Consider the following 23,591-nt stretch of genomic DNA (forward strand, 5'->3'; position numbering starts at 1 on the left):
TTTAATTAGACTTTAAATCTAGACCGACTAAAACTTTTTCTGTATCAGAGAGATCACCAATAATGCGACGCAACGGTGGGGGTAATTCCTTGATAAGGGTCGGTATTGCAATGATTTGATGGCCAGCAGCCAAGAGAGGTTGCTGATAAAGATCGATTACCTCTAAAGTGTATTGACCTGCCAGCTGCTCATCACAAATCTTTTTAATATTGGTAATGGCCGCAACCGAACGTGCCGTCGCACCTGCAACGTAGAGTCGAAGAATATATTTCTTTAACCCAGCCACTTTGACGGGCGAACTCCCTTCTTTTTTGGGATGCACCCGTAAATCAATCGATTTATCAGTCATTTGTTCAAGCCTCCCCCTAAACTGATCTGAGCTAGCACTTCCTCGATATTCGAGAGGTCTCCAACGACTTTTTTAACCGGCTTGGGGTGCTTGCGAACTAAGGTCGGGATTGCTAAGATTTCGTCCTCTTCGGAGAGCTTTGGATTTTCCAATAAATCAACTACCTCGAGCTCATACGGATCACCAATATGAGCATCGCATATTTTTTTGAGATTGCTCAGAGCCATTATCGACTTGGGCGTCTGTCCAGCCACATATAGTCGCAACTTTAAAATCGAAGTTTCGCCGCTTACTGCAGCAGACTTAGTCACTTTGACCTCTTTTTGGCTACTAACGGAGCAATTTCAACATCAGACTTGCGCATTTTTTCCATGGCAGTCTTATCTACACTTAATTGACCTGAGCGAAGTTTCTCCTGTGAGATTAATTTAATATTGGCAGCTTCTTGCGCCGCAAATTCAGCCCGCATTGCTGCAATCTTAGCGTCCAAAACGTTACGTTTATTTTCCAAATCGAAGTGGCGAAGCTCGACTTCTTCTTGCATCTGGATTTCTTGGGCCTTTTCCTTGGCTAGCATGCTAAGACGTGCGCCACCGGTTAAGACACCACCAATACCAGAATAGACGTCGATTAATTCCACGCCATTATTGGTAATTAAGAATTCTCGAACTTGATTGGAATGCGCCATACCGCGCGACTTGAGAATGTACAAACCGCGATTACGCTCCCCATTGCTCTCGATGTCCCTTAATAGAATCCATGAATCAATTAATGAGGAAATTGCGACGTGAGATGACTCAGGCGAGGTTCCGCTGGCAGTTAAGCTGGAGAACATCGCTGTAACTCCTTCGGCCTTTAAAAAGTCCACTAACTTCATCAGGATTCTTTTCACTTGATTTGGATTTCGATTGTCTCCAAAGCTAGTAATAGGGTCCATGATGACCACTTGGGGCTTAAATTCATTCACCATTTTTTGAATCATGATCAGATGCATATCAAGCCCATACTGCGACGGCCTAGTAGACTCGAGCTTGAGCAGACCTTTCTTTATCCAAAAGTCTAAATCCATACCAATAGATTTCATGTTTCTTGCAATCTGACTTGGTGACTCTTCAAAAGCAAAATACAAGACTTTTTCACCCCTTTTACAAGATGCATTAGCAAAATGTGACAAAAAGCTAGTTTTACCAGCACCCGCCGTACCCGAAACCAAAATAGAGCTGCCACGGTAGAAACCTTTATTACCCAACATTGAATCTAGTCGCTCAATACCACTAGAAACTCTGCCTGTTACCGCTTCGTAATTCAGCCTTGCAGAGGTAATTGGTATTAATGAAATTCCATCTTCATCAATTAAAAATGGATATTCATTAGTTCCATGAAGTGATCCGCGATACTTAACGATACGCAATCTTCGCGATGAAACCTGATCGTCAATGACGTTGTCTAATAAAATGACGCAATCAGATACGTACTCCTCTAATCCTTGACGAGAAATAGTATCTACCCCACTTTCGCCAGTGATAATGGCAGTGACCCCCTTGTCTTTTAGCCAGCGGAAAAGACGCCTTATTTCAGCGCGTAATATTGCAGGATTTGGGAGGCTTGAAAAAAGTGACTCAATGGTATCGAGCACAACCCGTTTTGCGCCAATTGCATCAATCGCAGCGCCTAGTCGAATAAAAAGAGCATCTAGGTTATATTCACCCGCCTCGGCTATTTCATCCTTGTCTATATACACATAGTCAATGGCAATTTTTTTACTTTTAATGAGCCCTTGTAGATCAAACCCAAGCGAAGCGACGTTGGCCATTAAGTCTTTGGTTGACTCTTCAAAAGCCATAAAAACACCAGGCTCATTAAATTGAGCAGCCCCCCTAACCAAAAACTCCATTGAAAGCAATGTCTTGCCACAACCAGTATTACCGCACACTAGCGTAGGGCGTCCTTTTGGAATACCCCCATTAGTAATGGTGTCCAAACCCTCAATCCCCGTTAAGACTTTGGGGAGTTGAGTTCGGGTTACCTGCACGAACTTCGGCTTTAAAGTAGTTTTCGGCTTTGTAATTACTTTGCTGGGCTTTGCTTTAGTCATTCTGGCACTCGCTTTGATGAAGACAGTCTAATGAAATTGAAAATAGGACTTACTGATAGGCATTTGACTGCTCAGCAAACCATTTAACTCTTTTTACTTTATAACTTCTATAACTTTTGAGTTTGATCTAAGTCAAATAACGAAGGAATTGAGGATTGCCTAGGGCTAACCCTTATGAAATATATCGGTTGGAAGTGGCCCAATAAAAGGCTACTTAATTAATTTAAAAATCAATCAGTTGCCCCCCCCCCCAAATCTAGACTTTCCTTGCCGTCAAACAGCTTAACGGCTGCAGAGACCACCATGGCGTCTAATTGCTTGCCAGATTCAGCTTTAATTTGAGCGATTGCAGCAGGCAGCCCAAGGGCGGCCCTGTAAGGGCGATGGGTAGACATGGCTTCAAGCGTATCGGCAACTGCCAAAATCTTCGCGCCCGGGAGAATCTGATCCCCTCTTAAACCCAGGGGGTAGCCAGAGCCATCGATACGCTCGTGGTGTTGACGCACCATATCTGCGACCGGCCAGGGAAACTCAATGTCTTTTAAAAGTTCATATCCCTGCTCAGGATGCAGTTGGACCAACTTTTCTTCAAACCCTGATAAGGCTGATGGTTTAGTCAGAATTTCAGCGGGTACAGCAATCTTGCCAATGTCATGAATGAGCCCAGCCATTTTGAGGCCAACAATACTCTCTTCATCTAAACCCATCTCGGCGCCAATAGCTTTAGCCAAATCACCTACATGCTTTTCATGACCAGCGGTATAGGGGTCCCGCAATTCAACCAGAGCCCTAGCTATATCAATTGTTTCCATCAAAGACAATTGTAATTTTTCATGATTGATTGCCTCGAGCTTGGAAATCACCAACTCAGCAACCATCTTGGCTTTTACTTCCATCGCCACCACTAATTCTGCCGCTCGCTTTGCTTTCTCCTCATTGGCGATAATAAGCTCATCAGCTCTCTTGGTTTTTTCTTCATTTGCGACAACTAGCTCAGCTACTCTCTTGGCTTTTTCTTCATTTTGAAAAGCAAGCTCTTCGTTAGCAATAATGAGTTCTGCGGCTCGTTTTGCTTTTTCCGCATTAGCAATCTTGAGCTCATCAACCCGTTTGGCTTTTTCTTGGTTTTGATATGCCAACTCTTCATTGGCAATAATTAGCTCTGCCGCCCGCTTAGCCTTTTCTTCATTGGCAATAACGAGCTCAGCAACTCTTCTTGCCCTCTGTTCATTTTGATGGGCAAGCTCTTCATTCGCTATCACTAAATCTGCGGCTCTTTTGGCTTTCTCTTCATTAGCGATAACCAGCTCTGCTACTCGCTTGGCTTTTTCAATATTAGCAAGAACTAGTTCAGCTACACGCTTAGCTTTCTCTTCATTTTGAAAGAGTAGTTCTTTATTAGCAATAATTAAGTCAGCAGCTCGCTTAGCTATCTCAGCATCAGTCGTTTCTATTTTTTTCATTTAAAAACCGCTTTTTCAGGAACCCTTTATTTGTTCAGTGTATACCCATTAGCTCTTATATCTATAGACTTTTTAACGCTTTATAGGTGTAATGGACTTACTCTACTTTTGAGATACGAGGTACATTTTGTATATAGCTATTAGCCTTTACTGCCTATCGCTGCTATGTCAGGTTCTTGCCTCACTAATTAGCCTTTCGTTATTTCGGCATTCAGCAACCATATATCGCTGGGCATGGCTATTGTTAGCTATCGGCCTTAGCTTAATGGTAGGCAGAAGACTTGTTCCGATAATTCATGTCTATGAGTCTGGTAACTTCGACTTATTAGACGCAATCCTATCGCTACTAATTTCAGGATTCTTATTGCTCGGCGTCCTTGGTCTTAAAAAATTACTTTTCAAGGCTGACAATAATCAACTGACGCTCGAAACTCTTGCTCAGCACGATCCCCTCACCAATAGTTTAAGTCGCACCGAAATACTTTATAGAATCTCGGAAGAAATTAATCGCTCACGCAGAAATAAACATTCTTTTGCTCTACTTGAAATGGACATTGACCATTTTAAAAATGTAAACGATCAATTTGGTCATCATGTTGGTGATACGATTTTAGCCAATCTAGTAAGGCACTCTCAAGAAGCAGTTCGCTCTATTGATATAGTTGGACGAATTGGGGGGGAAGAATTTTTGATACTGTTGCCAGAAACAGCGGCCGAGGGAGCTGCACAAATTGCTGAGCGTTTGCGGGAACATATTGCCAATACAGCAAATGTTACAAGTGCTTCAAAACCAATAAACATCACCATTAGTATTGGAGTTGCGATTTTTAACCCCAAAAAAAATCCCACAATAGAGCGGGGCATACTCTTAAATGAGTTAGTAAATCAGGCTGACCTAGCAATGTATCAAGCAAAAAATGAAGGGCGAAATCGCGTTGCCTTTTGGAGTCTCTCTACCCCCTCCTTTAAATAGCTAGGATCTTAAAACGGAAAGATAAGCTCTTCCATTACATAGCGATAAAAGTAGTTCGGCCCAAGAAATCCTGCCATCTTGCCGTAACCAGCCCGAGTCTTAAAGTAGTAATCGTTTGATGCCACAGGACTGGTTGCCGCTAACTCATAGAGCTGTGTGGTTGTGCTTGGATCTTGATTGACTGTTTGTCGTCCAACGCCTGCTGTACCACTAAGCATCCAGCCATTGATACGCTTACGTGCTCCAAAGGCAATCATAGTCTCGCTATAAGTGGATGGGTTGAAGTAGTTATTGGGAACATTAGTATTGGTATCTCTATATTGGCGATACCTAACCGAATAACAACCGGCAGCTAACAAAGTGTCGCGTTAAGTGACACTGAAAGGTCGGGTCTAACCGACACCACAAGCTCAGCCCCTAAATTTCATTAAAGTCGCAGAGTCACTAATAGTCACACAGGATTCTCCACGCTAGACCCAAGGCTTCCCTTACGCCAGACAAGCTCGCTCATGATCAAGCCACAATCGAGACAATAGATAAGCCTGAAACAACAATAATTAATAGGGTTCGTGGTCTGCCCAGCACGATTCGAACGTGCGACCTACGCCTTAGAAGGGCGTTGCTCTATCCAGCTGAGCTATGGGCAGAATGTGCTGGGTATAACTAGAACAATAAGGGAAAGTGGTCGGAGTACAAGGATTCGAACCTTGGACCCCCTGCTCCCAAAGCAGGTGCGCTACCAGGCTGCGCTACACTCCGACGGAACCGATATTCTACACCGAGAGGGCTGTTACAGGCAAATCCTGTAACATTCGTGCCATGAGTGCCTATTTTTCAAGCAAATTTACGAAGCAAATTCAGACCGCTTTTACAGCGGCATTGCTCGTATTTTGCTTGCTCGGAACCCACTGGATAGGTCTTTCCCACAGCATTTCGCACGCGGGCCTCCAAGGCCAATCCACCGAAATAAGCAAATCATCTGTTGTTGATAAAACCTTTAGTCATACCTCTGATAGTTGTCACCTGTTTGACGCACTTTCGCTTGCCGGATTTATTCCATGCGACCAATCTTCTGCTGTGGCAACTCACCAAGGCGCAATAGATCAACCCAATACAAATAATTCATTTTTAAGAAATTCAATAGCTAGCGTTTATCAATCGCGCGCTCCCCCCACTTTCATCCTTTAAAACATTAGCGCTGCATTGCGCATTCCCGTTTTAATTAATCACCATCAATTGGTGAATTTGGATGAATATGAATTACCGCTCTAAACCATTTTCTTGCTCACCATTATTGGTAGCCATTACATTTTTTCTGAACAACCCTGCTTGGTCACAAAATCAAGCGGAAGCTTTACCTCAGCTTGATGTCACTGGTGTGCACGAAGGTGGTCAAGGGTTTTTATCGCCAAATAAAGTATTGGCTGGGGATGAGTTGCAAAACAAACTATCCGGAACGCTTGGAGCAACTTTAGCAAATGAGCTCGGCGTCTCGGCAACAGGCTATGGTGCAGGCTCATCAAGGCCTGTTATTCGTGGTCTTGAAGGTGCGCGCGTTCAGATTCTGCAAAATGGATTATCCGCCGGCGATGTTTCAAGTATTTCCGCTGATCATGCAATAGCAAGCCCAATGCAAAATACCCATCAGATTGAAATTCTGCGTGGTGCCTCTGCTCTTCAATATGGATCAGGCTCCAGCGGTGGCTTAATAAACGTTGTAAATGATCGAATTGTTACGACGATGCCTGACACTCTATCTGGTGCAGTCAATACCAGCTACGAAACAGTGAACCAAGGTAAAACAGCCAATATAGAGCTCGATGCACCAGCAGGTCCCCTTGCTTTGCATTTTGATTCAGCCATAAGCAATTCGAATAACTATCGTATTCCAGGATTTGCTGAACAAGGCGGACCAAATGCAAATTGGGCTATCAACCCAGGTGAGCCGGTAAATATTCCCTATAGTGGAAAACTACCATTCTCTTTTAGCAATCAGAATAGTTTAGGTTTAGGAGCAAGTTATGTTCGCTCGGATGGATATACAGGCCTCTCTTTAGAGCGCATGAATCATAACTATGGAATACCCACCGCAGAGGGCGGCTTTATTCAACAGTCACAAAATCGTTACGACATTGCCCATCAAACTAACGACCCTTTTGATGGCTTTAGCTCGGTGAAGATTAGCGCTGCTAATACAAATTATCAACATACTGAATTTACCAATAATGGTGTTGCATCAACCAAATGGAATAACACTGCTACTGAAGCTCGATTGGAATTAGCTCATAAAGAGTTGCTGGGATCAAAAGGTATTCTGGGCCTACAAGTCATAGGCTCAACTCTCAATGCAACAGATTTATCGACAAATAATTACGCAATAGCTCCCCAGACAAAATCAAATTCAACTGCCCTCTTCTTGGTTGAAGAAGGTCGATATGGACCATTAAAAACGAGTCTCGGAGCTCGATATAACTACGTAAACCAAAATCCAAATTCTGGAACCCAGTTTCCTAGCGCTAGCAGTCAAGAATTTATTCCAACGTCTTATGGCCCTCCTGCACTTCAAAATCGCCAATTTAATTTAATGTCTTATTCAGCAGGAGGCCTGCTAGATGTTGCCAAAGGTTATGGGATAGGTCTTGCCTATACAGTTTCTCAAAGATCACCCAGTGCTCAAGAGCTCTATTCATATGGGCCGCACGATTCAACGGCAACATTTGATATTGGAAACTCAAATTTAGGCGTTGAAACTTCACACAATCTTGAGCTTAGTTTTCAAAAGACTCTGGGCTTGATCCGCAGTAAAGCCAGTATTTATAAAAACCAGTTTAATAATTTCATATATGGTTACTACACCGGTGCCTATAGTCAAGCTAATGAAAATTTTTCAGTTGTGCAGGCTTCTCAAGCAAATGCATCAATTCAAGGGGCGGAAGCAGAACTTACCTATAACTGGAATGAAACTGGCGTTGGTGGACGAATATTTGGTGATGTCTCTCAAGGCACCTTTACTTCCGGCGGAAATCTTCCTTTGCAGCCAGCGCCACGTCTAGGGACCGAATTAGGATACCAACGCAATGGGTGGTTAGCAGGCGCAACTTACATCTATAGCTATCAACAAAATAAATTAGCTAGCTGGGAAATCGGGCCAACGCCAAGCTATAACCTTGTCAATGCTAACTTGTCTTATACAGAGCGGATTGGAAAGGTAAATTGGGCTGGGTACTTAATTCTCAAGAACTTACTGAATGAAGAGATTCGTTATGCAACCTCACCTATGGCTGTGAGGCTGTATGCGCCGCAACCGGGAAGAAGCGTGATGGTCGGCGTACGGGCTGCGTTTTGATGCGACTAAGCCCTAAAGATATTTCAGTAGAAAATATCCAAGCAATCCAGACCCTAGAATTACAAACACCGGATTGATTTTTGTTCTCAAAATAAGATAAAGAGAAATTAAGGCTAATCCAAGGGTTATTGGGCTAACGATAGAAGATTTGGCTACAGCATAGACACCGGAAGCCATTAAGCCGATTGAAATGGGCTCTAAAGCATTCTGGATACTCCGTCTCCAAGGGCTTTCGCCAAAGTTATCCCATATGCGTCCGGCATAGAAGCACAAAATACTGGATGGCAAGAAAAAAGAAAGGAGAACAACTCCAGCGCCTACTAAGCCTGCAACCTGAAACCCGATCACCAATACCATCAACATATTAGGGCCTGGTGCAATTTGACCAATACTATAAATATGTACAAAACGCAGATGATCAATACCAAATTGATGTGCCAATAGGGTTTGCATCTCCGGTAATACGGCAGTGCCGCCTCCAACTGCCAGAAGTGACAGCATGCTAAAGCTGAGTGCTAATGACAGTAAGTGATTCATGAGCTCACTTTTGGGCGGTAAATGTAAATTGCAATCGGGGCCATTATTAAGAGAACGATCGGCAGACTGAGTTTTACAAAACTCATCAAAACAAAGGTCGGAACGATTATGAAAAGCGACTTGAGATGCTTCCAGTGATCATCCCCTATTCGATAAGTAATTGCTGCTAACAAGCCGCATGCAGCAGCTGCCACTCCTGACAAAATTAAGTTTGCCAATGGGTGATCAGTATTAGTGGTGTAGGCAATACCAATGATCAATACAAATAGTGATCCAGGAAGAATTAAGCCGATTGTTGCTACAAAAGCGCCTAAAGCGCCACGCAAATGATCTCCTGTAAGCACCGCTAAGTTCACTGAATTTAAGCCCGGCATAGTTTGGCTAATCGCGAGATAGCCCATAAATTCGTCGGCTGTAAGCCAGCGTCTTTTTTCAATCAGAAGAATGCGCTCATAGGCAATGATGCCGCCACCAAAGCTTACGGCGCCAATGAGCAAAAACTGAAAAAAGAGGTCAAATAAACTAACCGGAGCGCTCTCATCAGTAGAGCTTTGGATGCTCATTCGGGTTTTCCATAAATTAATGCTGTTTTTGTACTGCCAATTTCTAACCAATCAGCCAATTCAATTTGTAGCTTTTTGAAAAATTTATCTGCCCTCTTATGTGCCTTAACTTGCGCGCGATTTTCATCGTTTACCCGATAAGAAAATGCGAGTTCACCTACGATAGGATCGCCGGCAGTCCTCATCCAAATGGCAATCTCACAATGGGCTTGTACGCCATCACCAAAGACTAGGTTACCTAGCGGTAAACACGCTTCAAGAATCTTGTTTTTAGGTCCACCAACAATATTCACAGGGGTTTTTTTATCAATCGAAAGATTAGCCATTCCTGGGAAATACTTGCAAATTGCACTTATGGATCTGTCAAATAAACTATCAATTGGAACGGCATCCAATATTGCATTATTTGAGAATATTTGACGTTTAGACCCCAAGGCATCGCCACGTAAGATTTCCTCCTTAAAACGTGATCTTGCTTTAATTTTCTTCTGTGGAGTTGGATTGAACTTCGAGGCATTCTCCATGTCATGAGTTCGACACTTGAGCGTTACCTCTGCATAGTCATCTACCCACACATTCTGACGTGACTCCCGAACACGCAAAATAATGTTATTAAGACGAAAATCCTCACCAGGGGTATCGTAAAAGTAAATATTTCGTAATCCTGTGTCTGCATTATCAAGATGAAAGAAATCAACTTTATTTTTCTTACAAAACTTTACGATTTGCTCACTAAGAAGCAAAATTCTTCCGCGACGATCAAGACCTTTGGGCTTGATTAGCAGTTTAAATTCTCTATTGGTAATTGATGGGTGTAATTTCATACGTTAAATCCTGCTTTCAAGAATTTAAATTAAATGATGAGGTGATGCATGGTTTAGAAAAACGCTTAAGACTGCTTATATAGTTATGCGGTTGGCACTAAATCAGCAATACTTTTGGCTGCACGCATAGCTGTATCAGCTTCTTTAGCCTCTACCATTACGCGCAATAAAGGCTCTGTGCCAGAGGCTCGTATTAATAATCTGCCACTATTTTTTAGCTCAGCCTCAACCCTAGCAATTTGTTTTTTTAGATTTTCGTCTGACTTCCAGTCATAACCAGGTTTAAATTTCACATTTAAAAGAACCTGTGGGTAAAGCTTAACTGAATCTAGTAGTTGTGCAAGGCTCTTCTTATTTTGACTCATGGCTGCCAACACTTGAAGAGCGGCGATCGTCCCATCTCCAGTAGAGTGTTGATCGAGGCAAATTATGTGGCCAGAGCCCTCACCACCAATAATCCAGCCATTCTCTTTGAGTGATTCCAAAACATAGCGATCACCAACGTTGGCGCGCTCAAAACCAATTCCGAGTGCTTTGATGGCATTTTCAACGGCAAGATTGGTCATGAGCGTGCCCACTGCGCCACCAAGCAGCTGTCCACGATCTAAGCGATCTTTAATCAACACATATAGCAGTTCATCGCCGTTAAAAAGACGGCCTGAAGCATCAACCATTTGTAAGCGATCAGCATCTCCATCTAAGGCAATGCCTAAATCCGCCCCTACCTCTTTAACTTTAGCAATTAAAGCTGCTGGAGCTGTTGCACCACAGCCTTCATTGATATTTCGACCATCGGGACTCACGCCAATAGGGATAACCTCGGCTCCTAGTTCATGAAAAACATGAGGTGCGATGTGATACGCAGCTCCATTCGCACAATCAACGACAAGCTTTAAACCCTTAAGATTGAGTTCCCCTGGGAATGTGGATTTACAAAATTCAATATAGCGTCCTGCAGCATCATCTAATCGATATACCTTGCCCAGTTCTTTTGAATTAACACAGCCCATAGGCTTAGCCAATTCAGCCTCAATATCAAGCTCGAATTGATCGGATAGCTTGTCACCTTTGGCTGAGAAAAACTTAATGCCGTTATCTTGATACGGATTATGTGAGGCAGAGATCACTAGGCCTGCTGATAGTCGCAAAGCTTTTGTGAGGTAGGCGACACCAGGAGTCGGAATGGGCCCACAAAGCATGACATCTACTCCGGCGGCAGCAAAACCTGCTTCCAAAGCAGCCTCCAACAGATAGCCAGAAACCCGTGTATCTTTGCCGATCAAAATTTTGCAGCGCTCACCAGGTTTAGCGTCACGAGTCAATACTTTGCCAGCCGCATAACCTAAGCGCGTCATAAATTCCGGGACAATCGGAAATTGCCCTACTTCGCCTCGAATGCCGTCAGTACCAAAATATTGTTTTTTCATGGATCTCATTATAAAACTTAGATACTTCGCTAAGAATTTACCGCCTCCCAAAGTTTAAGAGCATCTACGGTCTGGGCTACATCATGAACCCGAATAATTTTAGCGCCCCGATCGGCTGCCATAATGGCCGCGGCAATACTGGCTGCAACGCGCTCATTGGTATCTTTACCTGTGATTTTTCCTAGCATCGACTTTCGGGATAGGCCTGCTAATACCGGAAGACCCAAGCTTGAGAACTGTGCAAGGTTTGCCAGCATCCTAAGGTTGTGCTCTAGGTTTTTACCAAATCCAAAGCCAGGATCAATGGCAATGCGATCTCCGCTGATGCCTTTAGCAATCAATAACTCAACCCGTGCCTTTAAGAACTGTTTAACATCAACAATGACATCGTGATAATCAGGATTAAATTGCATGGTGAGGGGGTCACGCTGCATATGCATGAGAACAATGCCGCAATCCTTACTTGCTAAAATAGCATTTACTGAACCATCTTGTCGAAGGGCCCAAATATCATTTACGCAATCTACGCCAAGATGCAATGCTTGACGCATAGTTTCAGATTTGTAGGTATCAATAGATAGAGGTACTCCACAGTCTTTCAGCGCTTCTATTACTGGAAGGACCCTATCTAACTCTTCTTGCAATTGCACGGGCTCTGCGCCGGGTCTTGTAGATTCACCGCCAATATCAATGAGATCAACGCCATTGGCAATCATGTGCTCTGCCTGGGCGACAGCGTCTTTTAGGGTTCTGAATTGTCCACCATCAGAAAATGAGTCTGGTGTTGCATTGAGAATGCCCATAACAATTGGGCGTTTACGTTTGTTGAAGTCAAAAAGAAAACGCCCACAACGCCAAGTTGTGGGCATATCCATGTGACCTTGATTCAGAATCAAAGCGAAGCCATCAAGCGCGCTTATGCAGTAGCAGGAGCGCTACCAGTCGCTGGGCCGGGTGTTCCAGCAGAGTTGCCAAACTGCGTTGCAGATGAAGTTTTTGGCGCCCTTGGTGGTCGACCTTCCATGATGTCAGTAATTTGCTCAGCATCAATAGTTTCCCATTCAAGCAAAGCAGTCACCATCGCTTCAACCTTATCGCGATTTTGCTCCAAGATTGATTTAGCCAAAGCGTACTGACTATCCACCAATGCACGAATCTCTGCGTCAACTTTTTGTTGAGTTAACTCAGAAACTGTTTTAGTGCTGTTGCGACCAAAAATGCTTTCTGACTCAGTGTCAACATAAACCATCGTACCAAGGCTATCACTCATACCGTAGCGAGTAACCATATCGCGAGCCATCTTGGTGGCACGCTCAAAGTCATTAGAAGCGCCTGTACTTGAAGAATGTAAAAACACTTCTTCCGCAGCTCGACCGCCAAACAGAATGGCCAACTCTTCCATCATGCGATCTTTATACAAGTTCACACGATCAAACTCTGGCAACTGCCAAGTCACACCCAATGCCATACCTCGCGGCATGATGGTGACCTTATGGACAGGATCAGCCTTAGGAAGTACCTTGGCAACCACTGCATGTCCAGACTCGTGATATGCCGTATTACGACGCTCTTCTTCGCGCATCACAGCAGACTTACGCTCAGGACCCATATAGATCTTGTCTTTTGCATCCTCAAAATCCTTCATATCTACTGCACGCTTATTACGACGTGCCGCAAACAATGCGGACTCGTTTACGAGGTTCGCCAAATCTGCACCTGAGAAACCTGGAGTACCACGAGCCAAAACAGCAGCATTTACATCAGGATCAATAGGAACTTTGCGCATATGCACTTGCAAGATTTGCTCACGACCCCGGATATCAGGCAAGCCTACGTGAACTTGACGGTCAAAACGTCCTGGACGCAATAAAGCCTTATCCAATACATCGGAACGGTTGGTCGCGGCAACTACGATCACGCCGCTGTTGCTTTCAAAACCATCCATCTCAACCAACATTTGATTGAGAGTTTGTTCGCGCTCATCATTACCGCCGCCCATACCAGCACCGCGGTGACGACCAACAGCATCGATCTCATCAATAAAGATGATGCAAGGGGAATTTTTCTTAGCATTCTCAAACATATCGCGTACGCGAGATGCGCCAACACCAACAAACATCTCAACGAAGTCAGAGCCGGAGATTGAAAAGAACGGAACCTTCGCCTCACCTGCAATAGCACGTGCTAAAAGGGTTTTACCAGTACCTGGAGGGCCCACAAGTAATACGCCATGTGGGATACGGCCACCGAGCTTTTGAAACTTTTGTGGATCCTTCAAGAAGTCAACGATCTCAAAGACCTCTTCTTTTGCTTCATCACATCCAGCGACATCGGCAAAGGTAACTGTGTTGCTATTCTCATCAATTAAACGGGCTTTAGATTTTCCAAAAGAGAATGCCCCGCCTTTTCCACCGCCTTGCATCTGACGCATCATGAAAAACCAAAAACCAATAATCAATAGTGTTGGCCCAAGATAGTACAAAGCAGAAACCAGCATATTAGGCTCATCATCAGCCTTACCGGTAACTTGAACTCCGTATTTCATGAGATCGCCAACCATCCAGATATCTCCGGGAGAAATAATGGAATATTTAGCGCCATCAGCAGGTGTGACTTGTAATGTGCGACCTTGCACATCTACTCGCTTAACTTTGCCAGCCTTGGCATCGTCCATAAATTGAGAATAGGTAACTTGTGTTTGGTCCTTGGGCTTATCGAACTGTTTAAAGACAGTAAAAAGCACCAAGCCCACAATGAGCCACACACCGATTTTTTGGAACATATTGCTGTTCAAAATGAGTCCTTTTCTGGATTGATCCAGGAGTTAAAGCGAATCGCTACCTTAGTATTTGATTCTACTACCAGCCTTTTTCAAGAGCGAATGGCATATTTATTTAAAAAGCCCTACTATTTTTGGGTCAATTAGCCTTTTAGGGGCTTATTTTGTAGGTTTTAGGTTTTTACCCAGCAGAAAGATCTCTGAAGACTTTGCCCTTGATGCCTTAGGCTTACGGGAGGCAACTGTTTTGAAGACCTTTTTAAAGGATTCCACAATCTGGCTATAGCCACTTCCGTTAAAGCACTTAATCAACAGCGCACCTTCAGGCTTGAGATGGGCAGTGGCAAAGTCTAATGCTATCTCAGCTAAAAAAGCCATCCTGGCGGCATCAGCTACGCCAACTCCAGATAGATTGGGCGCCATATCGGATAGAACCAAATCCACCTTGCCTTCAGCCTCTTTAGGAAGTAATGCCTCAAGCGCAGCAAGACCCTCATCTTCACGGAAGTCTCCTTGAATAAAGCTCACATCAGCAATATCTTCCATCGGCAGAATATCAATCGCAATAATCTGTCCATCAGGTTTGCCAGACTCAATCTTAGGATTCGTTTTACCAAGCTCCGTTAGGCGATTGCGGACGTATTGAGACCAGCTCCCAGGGGCGCTACCCAAGTCCACAATAGTCATACCCGCTTTGATGAGGTGATCTTGCTCGTCAATCTCACTGAGCTTATAAACCGCCCTCGCACGATAACCCTCTTTTTGAGCCATCTTTACGTAGGGATCCGTTAGGTGATCCTGCAACCAACTTTTATTAAATTTATTCTTTGCCACAACTTACCCACTTTCGGCATCTATTTTCCTATTTTCCGCCCCCTAAAGCAAAAGGAATTAAGCAATATATTGTTAAATTTGCTGTAATGAGCTGAATTACACGTTGAATGCTCTATCATCAAGCTCATGACTGCACTAATCCTTACCCCCACTCAACGTAAATCCCTCAAAGCCGACGCTCATGACTTAAGTCCTGTTGTGATGGTTGGTGGTGATGGTTTAACTCCTGCTGTAGTTAAAGAAGCTAAATTAGCAATTCATCACCATGGCCTAATCAAGATTCGTGTTTTTGGAGATGACCGCGAAGCTCGCACAGCTATTTATGAAGAGCTCTGCGATAAGTTAGATGCCGCTCCTGTTCAGCACATTGGCAAATTGCTGGTGCTATGGAGACCAAAAGATGCTGTTGAGGAAGCATTTAGCAATCTCGGACGCTCAAGCAAGCAGACTAAAAAGTCACTGCAAGCACCACGTACCAAACGCCAGCCTAATCGCACGGATACTAAAGCAGGTGTACGAACATGTACTTCAGAAAGATCTGATCGTCGCTCTGTCTCTAACAAGTCCCCTTTTGAGCGAGTTGCAGCAGTGAAGTCGGCAATCCCCAAGAAACGGGTATTGCGTTCAGAAGCGGCTGAATCAAAAATTGGCTGGTCTTCACCTGGCTACAGAAAAGCTACAGCCGCACCAGCACCAATTAAGAAACGTAAAGTAAGAATGAGCAGCACCAAGAAAAAATTATTAGGCTCTTAATAGGTTCTTAATAGACTCTAGATTCAAAGAAAAACGCTGCTAGTCGGCGTTTTTTGTTGCCCGCCAAACAAGTGCAAGCCCAAGCAAGGCTTGGATCATAAATAAAATACTAGAGGCGCCATGCAGGCGACCAAATAAAACTGCATAAGATGATTCGCGCACAGAAAGGCCTGAATACAAGGCCTGGTCCCTTAGGGAGTTCATCCAGGGTATTAGGATAAATGCAGCGCCCACTGCGCATGCCAACATACCTAGCAATATCCAGCGCATTGAACGGTAGCGCGACAACTCATGACGCACTAAAACGCTTGCCATCACCATTAATAGCGAGGAGATAACAACGCCTGCATAGGCTGTGACTTTAAAAAGATTCGCGGCCACCATGCCGGCGACTTGCCTATCACCTAGGCTTGAAAAAAGAATAGGTATAACTAAAAAACCAATAGCAATAAAGCCACCAACCCAGAGTCCTGATATCAGGCTAAATATTCTCTGGGTTCGGATGTGATGCATTAGACGTAACGCACAGCCAAGATTTCAACTTCGCGATTACCACCTGGTGCTTGCACTGCAACAACATCACCCTCTTCTTTGCCGATCAATGCACGAGCAATTGGAGAGCTGATAGAAATTTTATTGAACTCAATGTCAGCTTCATCGTCACCCACTATCTGATAGGTCAATTTAGTACCATCTTCTAGATCTTCCAAATCAACAGTCGCACCGAAAACTACGCGGCCTGTCACATCAAGTGAGGCTGGATCTATGATTTGTGCTGCCGAAAGTTTGCCCTCTAGCTCTTGAATACGGCCCTCAATAAAGCCTTGTTTTTCTTTAGCAGCATCGTATTCAGCATTCTCTGACAAGTCGCCTTGAGCGCGAGCTTCGGAGATGGCAACAATTACTGAGGGGCGCTCTACATGCTTAAGGCGGTGCAACTCTTCCTTGAGAAGTTCTGCACCGCGCTTGGTAATCGGAATTGTGCTCATGCTACTAACCTAACTTAATTTCGTGCGCAAAATTACGCGTATAAATGTCAATTTTAGATTAAATAAGCGCCCGATGTAAGTTTTGTAATGAATAGACCTCAAGCGACTCAAGCTTGCCATTTTGTGAAGCCAGCAACCCATCCATAACCGCACGTGCCGCGCTAATCGTCGTGTAATACGTCACACCATTAGCTTGTGCGCTAGTTCGAATCGATCTTGAGTCAGCAATCGCCGTCCGGGTCTCATCCACGGTAGTAAATACCAGCGAAATCTCACCATTCTTGATGAAATCCACAATATGTGGACGTCCATCCTTCACTTTATTAACCACCTTAACTGGTAAACCAGCTGCTTCAATTGCTGCTGCAGTACCTTTAGTCGCAACCATCGGGAAGCCCAGTTGATGTAACAACTTAGCAACTTCAATTGCTTTAGGCTTGTCACTATCTTTGACAGTCAAAAGAACTGTTCCGCTCTTAGGCAATTTGATGCCGGCACCCAACTGCGACTTAAATAAAGCCTCGCCAAAAGTCTTGCCAACACCCATCACTTCGCCAGTGGAACGCATTTCTGGTCCGAGAATTGGATCAATACCTGGAAATTTATTAAATGGGAATACAGCCTCTTTAACAGAGAAGTATGGCGGCTTCACTTCAGTCTTAATACCCTGCTGCTCTAGAGTCTGACCAACCATACAACGTGCCGCAATCTTCGCCAACTGCAAACCAGTGGCTTTTGATACAAACGGTACGGTACGTGAAGCGCGTGGATTTACTTCCAAGACATAGATGACATCTTTGCCATCTACATTCTGAATCGCAAACTGAACGTTCATTAAACCAACAACATTCAGTCCTTTAGCCATCGCTGCAGTTTGACGTTTAATTTCATCAACCGTTTCATCTGACAAAGAATATGGCGGCAAAGAACAAGCTGAGTCGCCAGAGTGCACACCGGCCTGCTCAATATGTTCCATTACGCCGCCAATGAAGACGGCCTCACCATCGCTAATACAGTCCACGTCGCACTCAATGGCATCATTTAAAAAACGATCTAACAGAACTGGAGAGTCATGTGAAACCTTTACAGCTTCACGCATGTAACGCTCAAGGTCGCGACCATCATGGACGATTTCCATTGCGCGACCACCTAAAACATAAGAGGGGCGAACTACTAATGGGTAGCCAATTTCTTCAGCAAGCTTGAGAGCTTCTTCTTCAGTACGTGCCGTACGATTAGGTGGCTGACGCAAACCAAGATCTTGAAGTAGCTTTTGGAAGCGTTCACGATCTTCTGCAGCATCGATCATGTCAGGCGAGGTACCAATGATTGGCACACCATTACGCTCTAGATCGAGAGCCAATTTCAAAGGGGTTTGACCGCCATACTGAACGATCACACCTTTTGGTTTTTCTTTGGCAACAATTTCTAATACATCTTCGAGTGTTAATGGCTCAAAGTACAAGCGATCAGAAGTGTCGTAGTCAGTAGAAACGGTTTCAGGGTTGCAGTTGACCATAATGGTTTCATAACCATCATCACGCATTGCTAAAGCAGCATGTACACAGCAATAGTCAAATTCAATGCCTTGACCAATTCGGTTCGGACCTCCGCCCAAAACCATAATCTTCTCTTTATTGGTCGGCTGTGACTCGCACTCACCATGCTCCGCTTCGTAGGTTGAATACAAGTAGGCGGTGTTTGTTGAGAACTCCGCAGCACAGGTATCGACTCGCTTATAGACAGGGACCACTTTCAAGCGATGACGTGCAGCACGAACTGAAGCCGCGTCAACTTTAAGTAGCTTAGCTAAACGACGATCAGAAAAGCCTTTTTGCTTTACAAAACGCAATTCAGGCGCTGTTAGGCTATCAATCTTGCGCTGCTTAAGTTCAGTTTCAATCGTAATGAGCTCTTCAATTTGCTCTAAGAACCAAGGATCAACCTTCGTTTCAGCGTAAATCTCATCAAGACCCATTCCCATGCGGAAAGCATCTGCTAGGTACCATATCCGATCAGGGCCTGGCTCATTGATTTCATTAATGATGTCATCTAGGTCCGTAGAAAACTCGTCAAGACCATCAACACCAACCTCTAAACCACGGAGTGCCTTTTGGAAAGACTCCTGGAATGTGCGGCCAATCGCCATTACTTCACCAACAGACTTCATCTGGGTTGTTAAACGAGAATCAGCTTGCGGGAATTTCTCAAATGCAAAACGAGGAATCTTCGTAACAACGTAATCGATTGAAGGCTCAAATGATGCTGGTGTTGCGCCACCAGTAATATCATTCTTGAGTTCATCGAGCGTATAGCCAACAGCCAATTTAGCAGCAATCTTCGCAATCGGGAATCCCGTAGCTTTAGAGGCCAACGCCGATGAGCGTGAGACCCGGGGATTCATCTCAATAACGATCATACGACCGTCAACTGGATTTATCGAGAACTGAACGTTTGAGCCCCCTGTATCAACGCCGATCTCTCTTAGAACCGCAATCGATGCATTACGCAGAATTTGATACTCTTTATCCGTTAAAGTTTGCGCGGGTGCTACGGTAATGGAGTCGCCGGTATGAACACCCATCGGATCTAAGTTTTCAATTGAGCAAACAATGATGCAATTGTCACTGCGGTCGCGCACGACTTCCATCTCGAACTCTTTCCAGCCAAGGAGAGACTCTTCAATTAAGAGCTCACGTGTTGGTGATAAATCGAGACCACGCTTACAAATTTCTTCAAACTCTTCGCGGTTATAAGCAATACCGCCACCTGATCCGCCCATAGTGAATGATGGACGAATGACTACTGGGAAACCGGAACTGCCGGTCTCTTTCATAATTTGTTGCTGAACTTCATGCGCCTCGTCCATTGAGTGCGCAATGCCCGACTTTGCAGAGCCAAGACCAATTTTGGTCATCGCCTCTTTAAATTTCTGACGATCTTCTGCTTTATCAATGGCTTCTGGTGAGGCGCCAATTAATTCACAACCGTATTTTTCTAACACGCCATGACGATGAAGATCTAATGCACAGTTCAGAGCTGTTTGGCCACCCATGGTTGGCAAAATTGCATCGGGCTTTTCAGTAGCAATAATCCGTTCAACCACTTCCCAAGTGATTGGCTCAATGTAAGTCACATCAGCCATCTCGGGGTCGGTCATGATGGTTGCGGGATTACTGTTCACCAAAATAACTTTGTAGCCCTCATCACGCAATGCCTTACAGGCTTGCGCTCCAGAATAGTCAAACTCACAGGCCTGTCCAATCACAATCGGACCAGCACCAATAATCAGGATGCTCTTAATGTCGCTACGCTTAGGCATTATTTGCCCTCCTTCTTGCTGGCAGCATTCATAAGCTCCACAAATCGATCAAATAAATAGGCAATGTCATGAGGACCAGGGGAGGCCTCAGGATGACCCTGAAAACAGAGTGCTGGCTTATCTTTCCAAGCCAAACCTTGTAAAGATCCGTCGAACAAGGAAACATGAGTGACGCGAATATTGTCTGGCAGAGTATTCGCATCAACAGCAAAGCCATGATTCTGCGAAGTGATCGCAACGCGACCGGTATCTAAATCTTTCACTGGATGATTAGCGCCATGATGACCAAACTTCATCTTCAAAGTTTTTGCACCAGCAGCTAAACCCATGATTTGGTGACCCAAACAGATGCCAAAAGTCGGCACACCCTTTTCAATAATTTCTTTTGCAGCTGCAATGGCGTAGTCACATGGGCCAGGATCTCCAGGGCCATTTGAGAAGAACACGCCATCGGGATTCATTGCCAAAACTTCTGCGGCAGTAGTTTGTGCTGGTACCACCGTCAATTGACAGCCACGCTCAGTCAGCATGCGCAAGATATTGCGTTTCACACCAAAGTCGTAAGCAACTACCTTTTTGATTGGCTTGCTGGTATTCAATGTTCTATAAGCAGGCGTGCCATTTGGCCCATGAAGATCCCATTCGGCCTCGCGCCAATCATAGGCTTTCTTGGTAGTCACTACCTTTGCAAGATCTAAGCCTGACATGCCAGGAAAAGCTTTAGCCAGCTCAAGAGCCCTCGCTCCCAAAGATTCATAGCTATCGCCTAATTTGCCAGCAACAATAGCGCCGGATTGCGCGCCTTTGTCTCGCAGAATTCTGGTGAGTTTGCGTGTATCTATGCCAGCAATTCCTAAAACACCTGCTTTAGTAAGGTAGTCATCCAAAGAACCCTCTGAGCGGAAATTGGATACGCGTTTTGGAAGATCCTTCACTACCAAGCCTGCCGCATGAATCTGATCTGATTCCGCATCTTGAGCGTTTACACCGACATTACCGATGTGCGGATAAGTTAAGGTAACAATTTGGCGTGAGTAGCTGGGATCAGTAATGATCTCTTGATATCCAGTCAATGCGGTATTGAATACGACTTCGCCAGTAGTTTCGCCAGGGGCGCCAATGCTAAAACCGGGAAATAATGTGCCGTCGGCTAGGGCCAACACGGCTGGGGGAAAAGAAGGAAGCAAGGGTGACAAACCATCTCCAGTCCCTGCTCCATCCGACGCTCAAAACCCCAAAAAAGACTAGCCCGGGGATATTTTTGCGGGTGGTGAGTGTCTTTAAGCGCTAGGGTATTTATTAAGTTTCGAACCTTGCAATCATAACATTTTTGCTCGTAAACCCTTGGATATGCAGCCAAATGGGGGCTGGAAGGTAAAAAGCTCCCCTAGCCTAATGGATGGGAGAGCAATTTATCTAAAAATGGGTGTTTTAAGTCTTGGCGCCTTGCTCAATGATGGTCTTAATTTGAGCTAAAACAGACTGGTCATCCATCGTGCTGATATCGCCAGGATCGCGTCCTTCGGCTACAGCCTGAAGTGCGCGACGCACAATCTTGCCTGAGCGTGTCTTTGGCAACGCAGTAACTATATAAACTCGCCCAGGTCGCGCAATCGCTCCTAAGGTGGTATCGACAGTCTTCATACACTCTGCCTCTAAGGCAGCAGTATTGGAGGCGTCTTTAGGAATCACAAATGCAATTGCAGCCTGGCCTTTCAACTTATCTTCAATGCCAACCACGGCAACCTCTGAAACATTCGGATGACTAGAAATACTTTCTTCGATTTCGCGTGTACCAAGTCGATGCCCGGCAACATTAATCACATCATCGGTGCGCCCTAAGATAAAGAAGTAACCATCCTTATCTTTGATACCCCAGTCAAAGGTTGAGTAAATTAACTTACCAGGAATGGTTTCCCAATAGGTGCTGACAAAGCGCTTGTCATCACCCCAAACTGTTTGCATACAACCAGGAGGTAATGGGCCTTCGATGGCAATAACACCCTTTTGATCTGGACCCAGCTCCTCAGAGGTGGCATCGTCGAGCAATTTCATGTTGTAACCAAAAGAAGGCACGCCTGGTGAGCCAAACTTATGAGGCATCACCTCTACTCCGTGTTGAATGGCTAGCATTGGCCAGCCAGTCTCTGTCTGCCAGTAGTTATCGACAATCGGCTTATTAATTGCTCCATGAATCCAACTTGCAGTTGGCTCATCTAAAGGCTCGCCCGCTAAGAATAAAGCGCGTAATTTTGAAAGATCGTACTTCGTTAAGAATGCAGGATCTTGCTTCTTAAGAACTCGCACAGCTGTTGGTGCAGAAAACATTACAGACACTTTGTACTTATCTACCAGCTCCCACCAAATGCCTGCATCAGGACGCAATGGCGTACCTTCATACATGATGGTAGCCATACCAGAAAGCAAGGGCGCATAAATAATATAGCTGTGACCGACAACCCAACCAATGTCTGATGTACAAAACATCGTTTCGCCAGGATTACCTGTGAAGATGTGCTTCATAGAAGCTGCTAGTGCCACAGCATAACCACCGGTGTCGCGTTGAACGCCTTTGGGCTTACCAGTTGTACCGGAGGTATACAAAATATAAGAAGGATGAGTCGCATCAACCCACTCAACCGGAACCACATCATTCAGATGCTTTTGACGCTCGCTTGCGTAATCTAAATCACGACCTGCCTCTATTGTAAATTCAGTGAGACCGCGATTCACAATCAATACTTTTTCTGGTTTGTATTCAGCCAAAGTAATTGCTTCGTCTAACAATGGTTTGTAAGGAACAGCCTTACCGCCACGAGCGCCAGCTTCGGAAGACACAATCAGCTTTGGTTTTGCGTCGTCAATACGGGATGCCAAGCTATGTGATGCAAATCCACCAAACACTACAGAGTGAATAGCGCCAATACGCACACAAGCAAGCATAGCAAAACAGGCTTCGGCAATCATCGGCATATAGATCAGTACGCGATCACCCTTTTTAACGCCATTGGCTTTGTAAATTGCAGCCATACGATTCACTTCCTCGTATAACTCTTTAAATGTATATGTCTTCTCTTGATTGGTTTCAGTAGACACTGCCACTAAGGCGATTTGATCAGCACGATCTTTTAAGTGACGATCAACTGCATTAAAGCAAAGATTCGTTAAGCCACCCTCAAACCATTTGGCAAATGGCGGGTTGTTGTAATTGAGAACTTTATCGAAGGGCTTTTCCCAATGAATCAATTGCGCTTGCTCACCCCAAAACCCATCTGGGTCATTTATTGAGCGTTCATGGTGTGCTTTATAGGACATGGTCAACCTGATTTCTTAAAAG

The 23,591-nt window shown here is 44.6% G+C and carries 20 protein-coding genes and 2 tRNA genes; 3 read left to right on the forward strand and 19 right to left on the reverse strand.

Annotated elements, in window-relative coordinates; all coding sequences use genetic code 11:
- Window position 1: 1 nt before the first annotated feature.
- The 4 genes from ICN48_RS08940 to ICN48_RS13880 form a co-directional block, all read right to left on the reverse strand.
- Window positions 2-349, reverse strand: a complete 348-nt coding sequence (locus ICN48_RS08940; RefSeq protein WP_216153355.1) for a circadian clock KaiB family protein — start codon at window positions 347-349, stop codon at window positions 2-4.
- Window positions 346-660: a circadian clock KaiB family protein gene (locus tag ICN48_RS08945; protein ID WP_370624193.1), complete on the reverse strand. Its 315-nt coding sequence runs from the start codon at window positions 658-660 to the stop codon at window positions 346-348. Before ICN48_RS08945 ends, ICN48_RS08940 begins: the two co-directional genes overlap by 4 nt.
- The gene (gene kaiC, locus ICN48_RS08950; protein WP_216153356.1) at window positions 657-2,444 is read right to left on the reverse strand and encodes a circadian clock protein KaiC; all 1,788 of its coding nucleotides are present in this window, start codon (window positions 2,442-2,444) and stop codon (window positions 657-659) included. Before kaiC ends, ICN48_RS08945 begins: the two co-directional genes overlap by 4 nt.
- A 230-nt stretch (window positions 2,445-2,674) precedes the next feature.
- Complete coding sequence (locus tag ICN48_RS13880; protein ID WP_255539518.1) at window positions 2,675-3,907, reverse strand: HD-GYP domain-containing protein; 1,233 nt, start codon at window positions 3,905-3,907, stop codon at window positions 2,675-2,677.
- Window positions 3,908-4,148: 241 nt separating this feature from the next.
- On the opposite strand from ICN48_RS13880, the gene ICN48_RS08960 reads away from it, so the two are divergent.
- Window positions 4,149-4,880 carry a GGDEF domain-containing protein gene (locus ICN48_RS08960; protein ID WP_216153357.1) on the forward strand — a complete coding sequence of 244 codons (732 nt, stop codon included), beginning with the start codon at window positions 4,149-4,151 and terminating at the stop codon, window positions 4,878-4,880.
- Between the two features lie 8 nt (window positions 4,881-4,888).
- Here the strand turns inward: ICN48_RS08960 and ICN48_RS08965 are convergent, their stop codons facing one another.
- The 3 genes from ICN48_RS08965 to ICN48_RS08975 form a co-directional block, all read right to left on the reverse strand.
- On the reverse strand, window positions 4,889-5,137 hold the full coding sequence (locus tag ICN48_RS08965; protein ID WP_216153358.1) for a hypothetical protein: 249 nt from the start codon (window positions 5,135-5,137) through the stop codon (window positions 4,889-4,891).
- Between the two features lie 313 nt (window positions 5,138-5,450).
- Window positions 5,451-5,527, reverse strand: a tRNA-Arg gene (locus ICN48_RS08970).
- 35 nt (window positions 5,528-5,562) lie between these two features.
- Window positions 5,563-5,639, reverse strand: a tRNA-Pro gene (locus ICN48_RS08975).
- A 490-nt stretch (window positions 5,640-6,129) separates the two neighbouring features.
- Between ICN48_RS08975 and ICN48_RS08980 the strand changes: the two genes are divergently transcribed.
- Window positions 6,130-8,226 carry a TonB-dependent receptor gene (locus ICN48_RS08980; RefSeq protein WP_255539519.1) on the forward strand — a complete coding sequence of 699 codons (2,097 nt, stop codon included), beginning with the start codon at window positions 6,130-6,132 and terminating at the stop codon, window positions 8,224-8,226.
- Window positions 8,227-8,238: 12 nt separating this feature from the next.
- Here the strand turns inward: ICN48_RS08980 and ICN48_RS08985 are convergent, their stop codons facing one another.
- From ICN48_RS08985 to ICN48_RS09015, 7 genes are all read right to left on the reverse strand, one after another.
- On the reverse strand, window positions 8,239-8,763 hold the full coding sequence (locus ICN48_RS08985; protein WP_216153359.1) for a chromate transporter: 525 nt from the start codon (window positions 8,761-8,763) through the stop codon (window positions 8,239-8,241).
- Complete coding sequence (locus ICN48_RS08990; RefSeq protein ID WP_216153360.1) at window positions 8,760-9,326, reverse strand: chromate transporter; 567 nt, start codon at window positions 9,324-9,326, stop codon at window positions 8,760-8,762. Before ICN48_RS08990 ends, ICN48_RS08985 begins: the two co-directional genes overlap by 4 nt.
- Window positions 9,323-10,150, reverse strand: coding sequence for a hypothetical protein (locus ICN48_RS08995; protein ID WP_216153361.1), 828 nt, complete (start codon window positions 10,148-10,150; stop codon window positions 9,323-9,325). The genes ICN48_RS08990 and ICN48_RS08995 overlap by 4 nt, the downstream gene beginning before the upstream one ends.
- A gap of 83 nt (window positions 10,151-10,233) precedes the next feature.
- Window positions 10,234-11,577, reverse strand: a complete 1,344-nt coding sequence (glmM, locus tag ICN48_RS09000) for a phosphoglucosamine mutase (RefSeq protein WP_216153362.1) — start codon at window positions 11,575-11,577, stop codon at window positions 10,234-10,236.
- Between the two features lie 29 nt (window positions 11,578-11,606).
- Window positions 11,607-12,452, reverse strand: coding sequence for a dihydropteroate synthase (gene folP / locus ICN48_RS09005; RefSeq protein WP_370624194.1), 846 nt, complete (start codon window positions 12,450-12,452; stop codon window positions 11,607-11,609).
- A 41-nt stretch (window positions 12,453-12,493) separates the two neighbouring features.
- Window positions 12,494-14,371 carry an ATP-dependent zinc metalloprotease FtsH gene (gene ftsH / locus ICN48_RS09010; protein ID WP_216153363.1) on the reverse strand — a complete coding sequence of 626 codons (1,878 nt, stop codon included), beginning with the start codon at window positions 14,369-14,371 and terminating at the stop codon, window positions 12,494-12,496.
- A gap of 144 nt (window positions 14,372-14,515) precedes the next feature.
- Window positions 14,516-15,190, reverse strand: coding sequence for an RlmE family RNA methyltransferase (locus ICN48_RS09015; RefSeq protein ID WP_216153364.1), 675 nt, complete (start codon window positions 15,188-15,190; stop codon window positions 14,516-14,518).
- A 126-nt stretch (window positions 15,191-15,316) separates the two neighbouring features.
- Between ICN48_RS09015 and ICN48_RS14090 the strand changes: the two genes are divergently transcribed.
- Window positions 15,317-15,943, forward strand: coding sequence for a YhbY family RNA-binding protein (locus ICN48_RS14090; protein WP_216153365.1), 627 nt, complete (start codon window positions 15,317-15,319; stop codon window positions 15,941-15,943).
- A gap of 39 nt (window positions 15,944-15,982) precedes the next feature.
- Here ICN48_RS14090 and ICN48_RS09025 read toward each other — a convergent pair whose 3' ends face one another.
- The 5 genes from ICN48_RS09025 to ICN48_RS09045 form a co-directional block, all read right to left on the reverse strand.
- Entirely contained in the window at window positions 15,983-16,456 is a 474-nt protein-coding gene (locus ICN48_RS09025) for a DUF4149 domain-containing protein (protein WP_216153366.1), read from the reverse strand.
- The gene (greA, locus tag ICN48_RS09030) at window positions 16,456-16,932 is read right to left on the reverse strand and encodes a transcription elongation factor GreA (protein WP_216153367.1); all 477 of its coding nucleotides are present in this window, start codon (window positions 16,930-16,932) and stop codon (window positions 16,456-16,458) included. The genes ICN48_RS09025 and greA overlap by 1 nt, the downstream gene beginning before the upstream one ends.
- Window positions 16,933-16,990: 58 nt before the next feature.
- Complete coding sequence (gene carB, locus ICN48_RS09035; RefSeq protein ID WP_216153368.1) at window positions 16,991-20,254, reverse strand: carbamoyl-phosphate synthase large subunit; 3,264 nt, start codon at window positions 20,252-20,254, stop codon at window positions 16,991-16,993.
- Window positions 20,254-21,441 carry a glutamine-hydrolyzing carbamoyl-phosphate synthase small subunit gene (gene carA / locus ICN48_RS09040; protein WP_216153421.1) on the reverse strand — a complete coding sequence of 396 codons (1,188 nt, stop codon included), beginning with the start codon at window positions 21,439-21,441 and terminating at the stop codon, window positions 20,254-20,256. The genes carB and carA overlap by 1 nt, the downstream gene beginning before the upstream one ends.
- 244 nt (window positions 21,442-21,685) lie before the next feature.
- Window positions 21,686-23,569 (reverse strand): propionate--CoA ligase, encoded by a 1,884-nt coding sequence (locus tag ICN48_RS09045; protein ID WP_216153369.1) that lies wholly within the window; start codon window positions 23,567-23,569, stop codon window positions 21,686-21,688.
- Window positions 23,570-23,591: the final 22 nt, after the last annotated feature.

It is taken from the genome of Polynucleobacter sp. JS-Safj-400b-B2 (genome assembly GCF_018881975.1).
Lineage (GTDB): Bacteria > Pseudomonadota > Gammaproteobacteria > Burkholderiales > Burkholderiaceae > Polynucleobacter.

Bases quoted from the DNA above. Each gene is read 5' to 3' on its own strand.
- ICN48_RS08965 (WP_216153358.1), bottom strand. From the start codon at position 5,137: ATGATTGCCTTTGGAGCACGTAAGCGTATCAATGGCTGGATGCTTAGT.
- ICN48_RS08985 (WP_216153359.1), bottom strand. From the start codon at position 8,763: ATGAATCACTTACTGTCATTAGCACTCAGCTTTAGCATGCTGTCACTT.
- ICN48_RS08940 (WP_216153355.1), bottom strand. From the start codon at position 349: ATGACTGATAAATCGATTGATTTACGGGTGCATCCCAAAAAAGAAGGG.
- kaiC (WP_216153356.1), bottom strand. From the start codon at position 2,444: ATGACTAAAGCAAAGCCCAGCAAAGTAATTACAAAGCCGAAAACTACT.
- ICN48_RS14090 (WP_216153365.1), top strand. From the start codon at position 15,317: ATGACTGCACTAATCCTTACCCCCACTCAACGTAAATCCCTCAAAGCC.
- folP (WP_370624194.1), bottom strand. From the start codon at position 12,452: ATGGATATGCCCACAACTTGGCGTTGTGGGCGTTTTCTTTTTGACTTC.
- ICN48_RS08995 (WP_216153361.1), bottom strand. From the start codon at position 10,150: ATGAAATTACACCCATCAATTACCAATAGAGAATTTAAACTGCTAATC.
- ICN48_RS13880 (WP_255539518.1), bottom strand. From the start codon at position 3,907: ATGAAAAAAATAGAAACGACTGATGCTGAGATAGCTAAGCGAGCTGCT.
- carB (WP_216153368.1), bottom strand. From the start codon at position 20,254: ATGCCTAAGCGTAGCGACATTAAGAGCATCCTGATTATTGGTGCTGGT.
- ICN48_RS09045 (WP_216153369.1), bottom strand. From the start codon at position 23,569: ATGTCCTATAAAGCACACCATGAACGCTCAATAAATGACCCAGATGGG.
- greA (WP_216153367.1), bottom strand. From the start codon at position 16,932: ATGAGCACAATTCCGATTACCAAGCGCGGTGCAGAACTTCTCAAGGAA.
- ICN48_RS09025 (WP_216153366.1), bottom strand. From the start codon at position 16,456: ATGCATCACATCCGAACCCAGAGAATATTTAGCCTGATATCAGGACTC.
- glmM (WP_216153362.1), bottom strand. From the start codon at position 11,577: ATGAAAAAACAATATTTTGGTACTGACGGCATTCGAGGCGAAGTAGGG.
- ICN48_RS08980 (WP_255539519.1), top strand. From the start codon at position 6,130: ATGAATATGAATTACCGCTCTAAACCATTTTCTTGCTCACCATTATTG.
- ICN48_RS08990 (WP_216153360.1), bottom strand. From the start codon at position 9,326: ATGAGCATCCAAAGCTCTACTGATGAGAGCGCTCCGGTTAGTTTATTT.